This is a genomic window from Soehngenia longivitae (assembly GCF_004684055.1).
GTDB classification, from domain to species: Bacteria; Bacillota; Clostridia; order Tissierellales; family Tissierellaceae; genus Soehngenia; species Soehngenia longivitae.
In genome coordinates, this window is sequence record NZ_SRIB01000008.1 from 46,725 (window position 1) to 59,896 (window position 13,172).

Here is a 13,172-nt window from a genome sequence, read left to right on the forward strand (position 1 = left end):
GAGGAGAACATGTCTGGTATATTTGGAACTTTAAATACAGCTACAAAAGGATTACTTGCACAGCAAACTGCTTTACACACGGCTAGCCATAACATATCTAATGCAAATACAGAAGGCTTCTCAAGGCAAAGAGTACAGATGCAAGCAGATCTTTCCTATACACTCGCTGGAGTAGGTCAACTTGGAACTGGAGTTAAGATGGAAAGCGTCGTGCGTATGACAGATGACTACGTTAACAAGCAGATAAGAAACGAAAATAGTGCATATGAACAATACAATGTTAAATCTCAAACATTAGATCAACTTGAGATAACTTTAAATGAACCGTCTACTACAGGCATAAACTTTAATTTAAATGAAATGTTTAATGCGTGGCAGGAATTAAGTAAAAATCCAGAAAGCTTAAGTGCTAAGACTATAGTTGTTGAAAAATCAAAAGCACTTGTGGAAACAATTAACCATATAGCTAATCAAATAGAATCTTTAAAAGTGGAAACAAATGATCAAATAGATAAGAATATCCTAGATTTCAATACAACAATTGATAAAATAGATTCTTTAAATAAACAGATATTCAATATATCGGTTAAAGGGGAAGTCCCTAATGATTTACTCGACCAAAGAGATCTTTTATTAAAAGACTTATCAAGTATAGCAAAAGTAGATGTGAATTATGATAAATACGGTAGAGCTGAAATAAATCTTAACGGCGAAATAGTTTTAAATGGAGAATTAAAAAATACATTAACTAAAAATGCTGCTGGAGAGTTTTTTGTTGGAGCAGATAAAATAGACATTACTACAGGTAAAATAAAAGGGTATTTAGAAAGCATAGAAGTACTAGATGGTGTAATAAGTCAATTGGATGACTTTGTTAAATCAATGGCTACTGAAGTAAATAATTTACACAAACTCGTTCGCGATGTTGTAGAACCTGCTCCCGCTGGAAAAGACATATTTACTGATATTGATTCTGCTAAAAGTGTAAAAGTAAATCCAGATATCAACAATGACAATGAACTAATTTTGCCTGGATATACTATACATAAAGGTGATGGTCAAAGAGCTTTGGACATATCAAAATTAAACAAAAAATTACTTGGTGATGGGTCAACTATTACAGGGAAATACAATGATATTGTAACAAGAGTAGGTATATCTAAGCAACAGTCAGACAATATAGTCGCAAATCAAGAGGTACTATTGAATCAGTTAGTTTTAAAAAGGGAATCAACATCTGGTGTATCTATAGATGAAGAAGTTACTAATGTCTTAAAATATCAGAAGGCATATGAAGCAAATGCTAGAGTTATATCTGTGCTAAACGATATGCTAGATGTGCTAATTAATAGGACCGGGGTGTAGAAATTGAGAATAACAAATTCAACTCTAACAACTAATTATTTGAGAAATTTAAATAGAAACTTAGCATCTATGCAAAAGCTTCAAAACCAACTATCCTCAGGGAAAGTTGTAACAAGGCCTTCAGAAGATCCTCTATTAGTTTCTAAGATAATGGATTTAAGAAATACAATATCAACTAACGAACAATACAATAAAACTATAACAGACACTATCGGCTGGGTAGATACGCAAGATGGTGCTTTACATGGGGCCATTTCAACAGTACAAAAAATCAGAGAACTTGTCATATATGGGGCAAATGGTCCTTTATCTAATGATGATAGAAATGCAATAGCAGAGGAAGTAAACGTAAAAGTTGGAGAACTAGCAGATGTGCTGAACACAAATTTTGATGGCAGGTATATTTTTTCGGGGACAAAGACAACTGATAAACCTTTTACTCCAGATTTGGTGTACCAAGGAAACAACAACAATATAAATAGAGAGATTTCCACTGGAGTTGAAGTCGAGTTAGCGGTGAATGGAGATGAATTTACAAGGCAGGATGGACAGCCATTGAGCGATTTACTAAAAGACATCATAACTGCATTAGAAGATGGTGATAGCGACGCTCTTTCAGGGAAATTACTAGGAGACTTAGATAAGCATTTAGATAACATCCTAAGTTTTAGATCTAAAATAGGGGCTATATCCAATAGACTAGAAGCAGCAAAAGAAAGGAATGAAGCCGAGAATTTGAACTTGAAAAATCTTTTATCACAAAGAGAAGATATAGACTTAGCTCAAAAGTATACAGAAGCGAACACTCTAAATTCAGTGTATTTGGCTTCGTTGTCAATTGGGGCTAAAATATTACAACCAAGTTTACTCGACTACTTAAGGTGAATAACTATGGGAAAAATAAAAATTGAAACTAAATATTTAGAGGAATTAGAAGTTGAGAATGAAAATATTTTAAGTTTTCCAAATGGGATTTTAGGGTTTGAAAACAGTACTCGTTTTGTACTAATTGATTTTCCAAACAATTCTTTATTTAAATTTTTACAAGATGTAGACAATGTTGATATTTGCTTTATACTTATTAATCCTTGGGATTTTTTTGAAGACTACGAAATAGATATACCAGACAAAGAACTCGACACTATAGATTTAAATCCACAGATTGAAAATTCGCTTGAAGTTTATTCTATCGTAACTCTAGGAAATAGTTTAAATGAAAGCACAGCTAATCTATTAGCTCCAATCATTATAAATATTAAGTCCAAGATAGGCAAACAATATGTATTAACTTATACTTCTTACTCTACAAAACATAAGTTAATTGCAAAAGGAGCTGATGAATAATGCTCGTGCTAAATAGAAAAATAGGTGAAGGAATCGTAATTGGGAACAATATAGAAATTAAAATATTAGACATACAAGAAAACAGAGTAAAGATTGGAATAGAAGCGCCAAGACAGATCAACATCCTAAGAAAAGAAGTATATGATGAAATAGTAAGTGAAAATTTAAATTCTCTAGAAATAGACATTGATTTAAAAGAATTGCTATTAAATAATTTTAAAGTGGAGTGATTCTGATGGTTAACTCAATCAAACAAGTAGCGGGAATAAACGAAATAAATAAAATTAAAAGAATACCTGATAAAGAAATTTTGCAAAAGGATACAAATTCGATTGATACTACTTCATATAATAAAGAGATTAAAACTAAAACTGATGTTGGAACAAATCTTGAAAATACTAGAGGCTATGATAATAAAAAGCTATACGAAGCTGTGGAAGAAGCGAATAAATATTTATTCAAAGATGATGATCATTTTGAATTTCAAATTCATGAAGGAACTGGAAGGATAATGGTAAAACTCGTTGATAACGAGTCAGAAGAAGTTATTAAAGAGATTCCACCGGAAAAAATACTTGACTTGGTTGCTAGCATATGGGATTTAGTAGGAATACTTGTTGATGAAAGGGGTTGATTAAATGACATCTGCCATAAATTTTCTTGGAACATATTCAGGAATAGACCAAACATCAATAGATAAACTCATGGAAGCTGAGAGAATTCCATTGACTAAGTTAACTGACAAAAAAACCACTATAACAAATAAACAGAATGCTTGGAAAGATATAAACACTCGACTAAATTCTCTTTTTGAGAAGCTAAAAGTTTTACAAGACGCGAGTACATTTACTGCTAAAAAATCAACATCTACTGATGACAATATTGTTTCAATGACGGCAAATAGCAAAGCTATTGCTGGAAGCTATAAAATTAATGTTTCCTCATTAGCAACTGCGACAAATGTTATAGGTGGAAAGGTATTGGAGGAAGGACAGAAAATATCAGATGAACTTCATTTAAATGGAACAATTAAGTTAACTAATCATGAAGGTATAGAAATAGAAATACAAATTGAGGATAGTGATAGCTTAAAGACAATAACAAACAAGATAAATTTAAGTACAAAAACTACTGGGATAAGTTCTAGTATCATAGATGGAAGGATAATACTAAGCGATGTAAAAACAGGAAATAGGAATATTGAAGTTTCAGGGACTTTAGTTGAAGATTTGAAACTTGGAACCGACAAAGAAGTGAACTATGGAACGAATGCAAAATTTACTGTAAATGGAATCGAAGTTGAAAGATCAACAAATGAGATAACAGATGTTATTGAAAACATAACTATAAACTTAAAAAAAACGCATCAAAATTCTAGTGAATATGAGACGATAAATATTGTAAATGATAATGATAAAGTTGTGAGTGCTATTAAAGATTTTGTTGATCAATACAATTCAACAATGCAATTTATTGAAGAAAAATTTTCTTCAGGGAATCCTGAAGTCGCAAATTCCAGAGGGGTGCTCGCAGGGGATTCTTCACTTCAAATGCTTCATTCAACATTAAGAAGGATGGTGACATCACCAATTCAAAATCCAAATACGTCGATAAGAGATATTTCTCAGCTAGGCATTTCCACTACTGATAAATCCGGTGTGTTGAAATTTGACCAAGAAAAATTATTGGATAGTTTAAATCAAAATGCAGAGAATGTAATTAATTTCTTTTCTACAGATTTAGATGGCGAAAAAAAAGGATTTGTTCCTAAATTAAATAATTACATTGATTCGTATATATCGAAATCAAATGGAGTTGTAAAAAACAAGACTGAGAGCTTTGAAAGATCTCTAAAAGATATAAATAGACAAATTGAAATTTTTAATACGAGAATGGAGAAAAAGCAAGAGTATTACACAAATATGTTTTCAAAATTAGATACCGCAATGATGCAGGCAGAAGATCAGATGAATTGGCTTACTGCACAATTAGGTGCTTTCAGTACTAGTAAATAATTAGCGAGGTGTTAGTATGAATCAAGCTCAAGCATATAATGCTTATAAACAAAATGAAGTATATACTGCATCAAAAGTAAAGTTAGTGGTCATGCTCTACGATGGAGCTATTAAGAATTTAAAATTAGCTGAAGTAGCTATAAATGAGAAAAACATAGAGAAAACCAATGAACATATCAAAAAAGCCCAAGATATAATAATTGAATTTATGAATACCTTGAACTTTGAACAAGGTGGACAAATCGCTAATGACCTATACAAATTATATGACTATCTATATTATAGATTAATAAGAGCAAATATTGACAAAGACATTGAAGCTGTTGGAGAAGTTAGACGATTTTTAGAAGAGCTAAGAGATGCGTGGGCTCAGTTATGATTGAAAGAGATGAGAGAATAGAATTACTTGAAAAAATAATCGATAATTTATCAAATTGGGATGGGAAATTAGATTCAGCAATAAAATTGATTGAATTAAACGATCAAATACTAGTAAAAATCAAAGAGTTGAAATCAGATTATCAAACAAACAATGAACTCTATGAAGAAAAACTAGCAGAGACAGTTAAACTATTGGATGATTTCTTAGAGGCTATAAAAAAAGCAAGGGCTGCGTTGATTGAAGAAAACAAACAATTGAATTTGAAAGACAAAGTTTTACAAAATTATATTCCTCAAATTGATGAGACTATATTTATAGATAAAGATGTATTGTAATGCCAAGATTAAATTCTTGGCATTTTTTAAATTTAGTTATTGAAATTTTTAGTTAACGATGATATTATAGCATTAAACTTTGTAACAGAAATGTAATATAATTTAATTAACTTTTTTCGAAATGGCACACTTACCGTGAGGTAGGGTCGCAAAGCTACAGGGCCTTAAAATAAGGCAGCCAGTTATCGAAGAAAAAGTTTTTTTGTTGCTCTTAAATAACTTAGGACGGGGAGTGTAAAAATGAGTGATAATACATACCAACTTATCAAAAGAGGATTAGATGTTTCATCTCTTAGACAGAAAACCATTTCAAGCAATATAGCCAATGTAAATACCCCCAATTATAAAGTAAGTAAAGTTGAATTTGAAGAATATCTTCAAAAAGCAATAGATGGAGTTAATTTGAGTAAAACAAATGAACTTCATTTTGGTGCGAGCAAATTAAGCGATGTAGAGCCGATTGTTAAAAAAAGGACAAACACTGCATACAATGACAATGGTAACAATGTTGATATTGATCTTGAAATGACTGAATTAGCTGCGAATGAGATATATTACAGTGCACTTACACAGATTATAAATGCAAAATTATCAAGTTTAAATTATGTAATAAATAGATAAGGGGGAATTTTAGTATGAGCGTATTTAAATCATTGCAGATAAATGCAAGTGGGCTCTCTTTAGAAAGACTAAAAATGGATATAATTTCAACAAATATTGCAAATATAAATACTACACGAGCAGAGAATGGTGAAGCATATAGGAGAAAAGTAGTGACATTTAGCGAAAACCTAGAAAAAGAGATAGACAGAACTAGCGGGATAAGGAAAAATGTTAGTAGTGGAGTTAAGGTAGATGGAATAGAAGAAGATCAAACTGAATTTAGAATTGTCTATGACCCAACTCATCCAGATGCTGATGAGAATGGATATGTTCAGATGCCAAATGTAAATATTGTTGACGAAATGATTGCATTGATAAATACACAAAGAGCGTATGAAGCAAATGTGACATGTTTAAATGCAAATAAAGCTATTCTAAAAAAAGCGCTAGATATTTCTAAAGGCTAAGGAGGATTAACATGGAAATAAATAAAATAGGATTATCAGGGATAAATTCAGTAAATTCAAAGGTAAACGACAAAACTGAGACTGACTTTAGAGCAGTGTTAAACGAACAATTAAATAAATTAAATGACAAGCAAGTTGAAGCTGACAATTATATAAGTGATCTTATAAGTGGAAATGATGTGGACTTACATCAAGTTATGATAGCCACTGAAGAAGCAAGGCTCTCTCTTGAATTAGCAGTTCAAATAAGAAATAAGGTTGTAGAAGCATATAAAGAACTCAACAATATGCAACTATAAATAAAAGGAGAAGCTTTTAATGGATGGTGTAAAATCGACATTTAGTAATGTCAAGAGCGGCTGGACCAAAATTGATAAAAAAAAGAAGAAAAGGATGATAGCAACAATAGCTGTCATAGCTTTAGTTGTGATTGGATTAACATATTTTGCTAATAAGGTCACATATAGAGTTCTTTTTACAAATCTTGAGCTTGACGATGCAGGGGTTATAGTAAATGATCTTGAGACAAAGAAAATAAAATACAAAGTTGCTGACGGGGGCACAACCATCTTAATCGATGAGGATTATATTGATACATACAGGATGGAATTGGCAATGAATGGTATGCTTCCCGAAAATTCAATTGGATTTGAGATATTTGACAGTACAAGCATGATGTTAACCGAGGAAGATAGGCAGATCATGTATCAAAGAGCGCTTACGGGAGAAATCCAAAGAAGCATAATGTCATTAGATGCCATAAACAATGCAAAAGTGCACCTAGTGCTGCCACAGAAAAGCATTTTTGATGCTGAAGAAAAACAAGGGTCTGCATCGATAGTCATAGATGTAAAACCTACTAAAAAAATTACAGAAGAAATGATTAGAGGTATAGCAGCATTAGTTTCTGGAGCAGTAGATAATATTCCACTAGAGAACATACAAGTAGTAGATTCTTCAGGCGTGTTGCTAAGTTCTTTTCTAGCTGATGATGGTACAAGTCTTGGAACGTCAAATTTAATCAGTAAACAACAAGAGGTAAGAAGACAATTTGAAAAGGAATTGGAAACAAAACTTAACAACTTGTTGGGCAGTGCATTTGGCGTAAATAAGATAAAAGTTTCAGTTTTTGCTGACATGGACTTTGATTCTACAGAGAGCACAATCATAGAGTACCGTGATCCAGTCGTAAGAAGCGAGCAAGTTGACGCTAGCGGAAACAACATAGACATACAAGATGTTACTGGTGGTAATATAAATGACAATATAAGTAATGTAGTCCAAGGTGTAGATGGTGAAAACTCAACATATTCAAAAACTACAAATAACGAGCTAACAACAGAAACCACATCAATCATTAGAGCACCCGGGAAAATCAATAAGATAAGCACATCTGTGATATATGACGGCCAATTAAGCCAGGCTAATATTTCAAATATACAGAATATTATTGCAACAGCAATTGGATACGATGCTGAAAGAGGAGATTTAATTAATGTTGTTGGGATAGAGTTTAACAAAGATTTGAGTGAGGATATTCCGCCAACAGACACAACTAATACAAACTTTATTCAAGACAATCTGCCTTTACTCATTGGTATAGGTGTAGGAAGTTTAATTTTTATTATCGGGACAGTGATAATATTGAATTCTAGGAAGAAAAGGAAGGAAGACAAAGAATTCCAAGAAAATTTAACAAAAGGCGTTACAGTGGAAGATACAATTAAAGTTTTAAATGAAAATACAATTGGTGAAAAAATAGAAGCCCAACCTGACACAAAAGGGAAAATGGCTAAAGATTATGCTAAGGATAATCCTGAATTAGCAGCAGAATTGATTAAAGCATGGTTAAGGGAGTAGATGAGAATGAAAAATCCTAGGAAGGGAACAACAAAAGCAGCCATATTTCTTATATCTTTAGGCCCTGAAATATCAGCACAAGTTTTAAAACTATTGCCAGATAATATGATACAACAAGTAACATATGAAATTGCAAACATAGATTACGTAGAGCCTGGGGAAAAGGATAAAGTAATTGATGAGTTTATTGATATGGCTACAGCGAGAAAATTTGTTTTAGATGGAGGAATAGATTATGCAAAAAACCTTCTAAACAAGGCATTAGGGGTACAAAGGGCTAAAGAAGTCATCGATGTATTATACCAATATAAACAGATAGAAAAACCTTTTTCAATAGCAAGAAGAGCTGATCCTCAACAGTTAACTAATTTATTAATCAATGAACATCCACAGACCACAGCGCTGATACTGTGTTATATGCAACCTGATAAAGCAGCAACTGTATTATCTCAATTTCCTGTTGACTTGCAAGCTGATATAGCCCAAAGGGTTGCGACTATTAATAGGACTTCTCCGCAGGTCATCAAAAGGATAGAAAAAGTTATGGAAGATAAATTTTCAGGATTAATAGATAATGAACAAGAAACAATTGGTGGAGTAAAGACATTGGTTGAAATTTTAAATTCGGTTGATAGAAATACTGAGAAAAACATAATTTCATCTTTAGAAATAGAAGAGCCAGAATTAGCTGAACAAGTTAAATCAAGTCTATTTGTATTTGAAGATATAGTTAACTTAGATAAGAATTCCGTTCAACGTATATTAAGGGAAGTAAGTAATGAAGACTTAGCTCTAGCATTAAAAGGTGCATCAGAGAAGGTTACAAGTGTAGTATTTGCTAATATTTCTCAAAGAGCCGCAGAAATGCTAAAAGAAGATATACAATTCATGGGCCCAGTAAGACTATCTGCGGTAGAAGAAGCTCAAAGAAAGATAGTTAACATCATTAGAAGATTAGAAGAAGCCGGTGAAGTGGTTATTGCAAGAGGAGATCAAGATGGAATCATCATATAGAGTCATAAAAAAACATGAGGTTGAATTAGATAGACATACTATAGAAGTAAAAGAAGTAAACGTAAAAAAAATTGAGGTTGATTCAAAAAAAGAGGACTTAAATATATACGAGAACGAAGAAAATAAAGAAGAATTTCTAGAAGCAATGTCTATAAAACAAAGAATAATAGAAGAGGCAGAAACCGAAAGGAAATATATTCTACAGAAGGCTAGTGAAGAGTTAGAAGATTTAAAAAAAAGCGCATTCGAAGAAGGATACAACAGTGGGTATGAAAAAGGTTACATTGAAGGGAAAGAAAGAGCAAAAATAGAATCCGAAAACATTAAATTAAACGCAATCAAATTATTAAAAAATGCACAAAAAGAGAGTGAAGACTTTTTAATTAACTTTAGGGAAGAAATTATAAAACTAGCAGCAACTATTGCAGAAAAAATGGCCAATATCGCTATAGATACTTCTGAAGAAAACATTATGAATATAATTCATCCTATACTTGAAGAAATAGAAAATGCAACAAATGTTATAATAACTGTAAATCCAAGCAAATATGAGATTTTAAAGAAAAACTTGCCAAGTTTAAGAGAAAGATATAAGCAAATAAATTTTAATGTTTTAAAAGATGCTGATATAGAGATAAACGGATGTATCATTGAATCTGGAAACAAAATAATAGATGCACAATTTAGAAACCAAATAATATCCATCGTCAATGAATTGATTAATTCAGGTGAGTAAACTATGATAATAGATTTTGATAATTTAACTAATGCAGTTAAGAACAAAGAACATTACTTAGTTATGGGAAAAGTGACAGAAGTAATAGGACTTATAATCAAAGTAGAAGGTATAGAAGCATTCATTGGAGAAGTATGTGAAATTATCATAAGATCAACTAAAACCATTGTATTAGCTGAAGTAGTAGGGTTTAAGGACGACTGTGTTCTGCTAATGCCATTAGATGAAATAAGTGGGATCGGACCTGGCTGTCTTGTTAAGCCTACAGGTAAGAAACTAAGTATAAAAATAAGTGATGATTTATTAGGGCACACTCTTGATGGACTTGGAAGACCACTTGATAGAAAATTAAAAATAAATGGCGAGTTTTACAATGTTGATAGAGAACCTCCTAATCCATTTGACAGGAGAAGAATATCTACCATAATGAGTACTGGAGTTAAAGCAATAGATGGGATATTAACTTGTGGAGAAGGGCAAAGAGTTGGGATTTTCTCAGGAAGTGGAGTCGGGAAGAGCACACTTTTAGGGATGATAGCTAGATATTGTGAGGCAGATGTAAATGTCATTGGACTAATTGGAGAAAGAGGAAGAGAAGTGCTTGAATTCATACAAAAAGATTTAGGCATAGACGGTTATAAAAAAAGTGTTGTGGTTTGTGCAACATCTGATCAACCACCACTTGTTAGACTCAAAGGCGCATTTGTAGCGACAGCAATAGCAGAGTATTTCAGAGACCAAGGGAAAAAAGTAATGCTTATGATGGACTCTGTAACGAGATTTGCAATGGCACAAAGAGAGATAGGCCTTGCAACTGGAGAACCACCCTCGACAAAGGGATATACTCCGTCCGTATTTGCATTATTGCCGAAGTTATTGGAGCGAAGTGGAATGAGTAAAGATGGTTCCATAACAGCATTTTATACTGTCCTTGTAGAAGGAGATGATATGAATGATCCGATAGCAGACGCAGTTAGAGGAATATTAGATGGGCACATCATTTTATCAAGAGAAATTGCTGCAAAAAATCACTTTCCGTCTATAGACATACAAAATAGTATTAGTAGAGTCATGAAAGAAATAGTGGCAGAAAATCATTACTCTTTAGCTGGAGAACTTAAGGAAAATGTAGCAATTTATAAGGATTCAGAAGACTTGATTAACATCGGAGCATATGTCAAGGGAAGCAATTTAAAGATAGATAGGGCGGTTGCTTTAAATTCTAAGATAAACTCATTTTTAAAACAAAACATTACCGAAAGTTATACATTTGATGAAACGCTTGACTTGTTAGTAAATAGTTTAAATATAGATAATTAGAGGGGCTTACAATGGAAAATTATATCTTTTCAATGGAAAAAGTACTTGATTATAGAGAAGACATTGAAAAATTAAAAAGAGAAGAATTTGCAAAAATTAACTTAGAGATTTCACAGCTAGAAATAGAGATAGCTAAGATAAATATAGAATTAAAAGAGATAAATGAAAAAATATTTAAAATTCAAAATGCAAATGAATTATTCCAAATGCAATTGTATAGAGAAGCATTAGAAGAAAAATTGGAAATACAGAAATTACTCTTGAGCGAAAAAAGAAAGGCTTTAGAAGATAAAAGAGTAGAACTCACAAAAGCTCAAGCGGATAAAAAAATTATGGAAAAGCTCAAAGAAAAGGATTATTCCCAGTTTATGTACAAAAAGAATTTAAAAGAACAAAAAGAACTAGATGAATTTTCTGTCATGAAATTCAAACACGCTAAAAATTAATTTTTAGATAAATAAAAAAAGGGGAGGTGATAAAATGGAAATAAATAGGATTGATCTTAATACAAATAATAATAAAATAAGCAATGATGTTTTCGATACATCAGAAGAATTTAAATCAGTATTGAAAGATTTTGTTTTAAACAACAAAGATATAAAGAAGTCAGAGAAAGATAAAAATACGTTAGATGGAGATTTAGAAAATGAAGAAACTAAAGAAACTAAATCTGAGGTAATTGACTTAGATATAACTAGCATTTTAGCTCTATTTAATAACTTCAATTTAGCTAAAGCAAGTGATAGTTCATTAGATATAAATATATCTGATAAGCTAGATGAACTAATTTCGATTGAAGGTAACACAATTTTAAATATGTCAAAAGCAAATGATTTAGAAAATATTCCAATTGTGCTAAATGCTGACATAGGATTAGCGGAAAATTCTGATCAGAAAGAGGAAAAATTGATTTTTCTAGAAGATATCAACATAAAAAAAGACACTACAATTAAAGGACTACTCGGGGAATATGAAAAATTAAATATAAAAACCAATAAAGACCCTTCTGATGAGAAAATCACTGATAAAGTCAATAAGGAAAGTATTATTTTAAAGACTCAATTTTCAGAAGAAGAAAACAAAGGAACTATTGGATTTAGAGAAAAGGAAAGTTTAGATTTAAAAAATCTAGATAAACAATTCAATAAAGAATTAGATGTATCAAAGCATGAAATTGAAGGGGAATTAAAGCTAGATATTCAAGTGCAAAAGGGAACAGTCGATATTTCTAATACAAATCTGGGAATTAACAACGTAAAAAGTGCAACTATGGGATATAACAATTTAGAGTCGATAAAGCAAGCAATAATCGATATACAAAAACCAAAAACAGAAGGTGAGAGCACATTTATAAATATAAGGCTTAAACCAGATAGCTTAGGTCAACTTAATATCAACTTAAAAATAGAAAAAGGAGACCTAAAAGCTATCATGTTAGTGCAAAATGAGAGCACAAAATCTGCAATTCTTAATCAGATTGATGAACTCTCAAACAGCCTGTTAAAGCAAAATATCACGATTTCAAAATTTGAAGTAAAGGTTGTGAATGACAATTTAAATTTTGATTTTACTAAGAACCAATCAAACTTTAATTTTGATTCAAACAACAATTCTAACGACAGGCAAAATAAATATTATTGGAATAAAACAACAAGAGAGGAAATAGAAACAGTAAAGATTTTACAGTACAAAGATTACAATGAATCAGGTGTAAATATTCTCGCATAGGAG

17 protein-coding genes and 1 riboswitch are annotated in these 13,172 nt (G+C 31.6%); all 17 genes read left to right on the forward strand.

Annotated features, from left to right (window positions below):
• The first annotated feature begins 9 nt into the window (after positions 1-9).
• The 17 genes from flgK (at position 10) to E4100_RS06565 (ending at position 13,169) form a co-directional block, all read left to right on the forward strand.
• Positions 10-1,365 (forward strand): flagellar hook-associated protein FlgK, encoded by a 1,356-nt coding sequence (gene flgK / locus E4100_RS06485; protein ID WP_135271221.1) that lies wholly within the window; start codon positions 10-12, stop codon positions 1,363-1,365.
• Positions 1,366-1,368: 3 nt separating this feature from the next.
• Entirely contained in the window at positions 1,369-2,250 is an 882-nt protein-coding gene (flgL, locus tag E4100_RS06490; protein ID WP_135271222.1) for a flagellar hook-associated protein FlgL, read from the forward strand.
• Positions 2,251-2,256: 6 nt separating this feature from the next.
• Positions 2,257-2,709, forward strand: a complete 453-nt coding sequence (gene fliW, locus E4100_RS06495; RefSeq protein ID WP_135271223.1) for a flagellar assembly protein FliW — start codon at positions 2,257-2,259, stop codon at positions 2,707-2,709.
• Entirely contained in the window at positions 2,709-2,939 is a 231-nt protein-coding gene (gene csrA / locus E4100_RS06500) for a carbon storage regulator CsrA (protein WP_135271224.1), read from the forward strand. The genes fliW and csrA overlap by 1 nt, the downstream gene beginning before the upstream one ends.
• 5 nt (positions 2,940-2,944) lie before the next feature.
• Positions 2,945-3,343, forward strand: a complete 399-nt coding sequence (locus E4100_RS06505) for a flagellar protein FlaG (protein WP_135271225.1) — start codon at positions 2,945-2,947, stop codon at positions 3,341-3,343.
• Positions 3,344-3,347: 4 nt separating this feature from the next.
• The gene (gene fliD, locus E4100_RS06510) at positions 3,348-4,724 is read left to right on the forward strand and encodes a flagellar filament capping protein FliD (RefSeq protein ID WP_135271226.1); all 1,377 of its coding nucleotides are present in this window, start codon (positions 3,348-3,350) and stop codon (positions 4,722-4,724) included.
• Between the two features lie 16 nt (positions 4,725-4,740).
• A complete protein-coding gene (gene fliS, locus E4100_RS06515) occupies positions 4,741-5,103 on the forward strand; it encodes a flagellar export chaperone FliS (protein ID WP_135271227.1) in 363 nt (120 codons plus the stop codon).
• Positions 5,100-5,441, forward strand: coding sequence for a hypothetical protein (locus E4100_RS06520; RefSeq protein WP_135271228.1), 342 nt, complete (start codon positions 5,100-5,102; stop codon positions 5,439-5,441). Before fliS ends, E4100_RS06520 begins: the two co-directional genes overlap by 4 nt.
• A 113-nt stretch (positions 5,442-5,554) precedes the next feature.
• A riboswitch (cyclic di-GMP riboswitch) is annotated at positions 5,555-5,631 on the forward strand.
• A gap of 50 nt (positions 5,632-5,681) precedes the next feature.
• The gene (gene flgB, locus E4100_RS06525; RefSeq protein ID WP_135271229.1) at positions 5,682-6,062 is read left to right on the forward strand and encodes a flagellar basal body rod protein FlgB; all 381 of its coding nucleotides are present in this window, start codon (positions 5,682-5,684) and stop codon (positions 6,060-6,062) included.
• A gap of 14 nt (positions 6,063-6,076) precedes the next feature.
• The gene (gene flgC / locus E4100_RS06530) at positions 6,077-6,511 is read left to right on the forward strand and encodes a flagellar basal body rod protein FlgC (protein WP_135271230.1); all 435 of its coding nucleotides are present in this window, start codon (positions 6,077-6,079) and stop codon (positions 6,509-6,511) included.
• Between the two features lie 11 nt (positions 6,512-6,522).
• A complete protein-coding gene (gene fliE / locus E4100_RS06535; protein ID WP_135271231.1) occupies positions 6,523-6,810 on the forward strand; it encodes a flagellar hook-basal body complex protein FliE in 288 nt (95 codons plus the stop codon).
• A 19-nt stretch (positions 6,811-6,829) separates the two neighbouring features.
• Positions 6,830-8,371 (forward strand): flagellar basal-body MS-ring/collar protein FliF, encoded by a 1,542-nt coding sequence (fliF, locus tag E4100_RS06540; protein WP_135271232.1) that lies wholly within the window; start codon positions 6,830-6,832, stop codon positions 8,369-8,371.
• A gap of 6 nt (positions 8,372-8,377) precedes the next feature.
• Positions 8,378-9,385 (forward strand): flagellar motor switch protein FliG, encoded by a 1,008-nt coding sequence (gene fliG, locus E4100_RS06545; RefSeq protein ID WP_135271233.1) that lies wholly within the window; start codon positions 8,378-8,380, stop codon positions 9,383-9,385.
• Positions 9,369-10,121: a FliH/SctL family protein gene (locus E4100_RS06550; protein ID WP_135271234.1), complete on the forward strand. Its 753-nt coding sequence runs from the start codon at positions 9,369-9,371 to the stop codon at positions 10,119-10,121. The genes fliG and E4100_RS06550 overlap by 17 nt, the downstream gene beginning before the upstream one ends.
• A 3-nt stretch (positions 10,122-10,124) precedes the next feature.
• Positions 10,125-11,441 carry a flagellar protein export ATPase FliI gene (fliI, locus tag E4100_RS06555; RefSeq protein WP_135271235.1) on the forward strand — a complete coding sequence of 439 codons (1,317 nt, stop codon included), beginning with the start codon at positions 10,125-10,127 and terminating at the stop codon, positions 11,439-11,441.
• 11 nt (positions 11,442-11,452) lie between these two features.
• Positions 11,453-11,887, forward strand: coding sequence for a flagellar export protein FliJ (fliJ, locus tag E4100_RS06560; protein ID WP_135271236.1), 435 nt, complete (start codon positions 11,453-11,455; stop codon positions 11,885-11,887).
• 34 nt (positions 11,888-11,921) lie between these two features.
• A complete protein-coding gene (locus E4100_RS06565) occupies positions 11,922-13,169 on the forward strand; it encodes a flagellar hook-length control protein FliK (RefSeq protein WP_135271237.1) in 1,248 nt (415 codons plus the stop codon).
• The last annotated feature ends 3 nt before the right edge of the window (positions 13,170-13,172 follow it).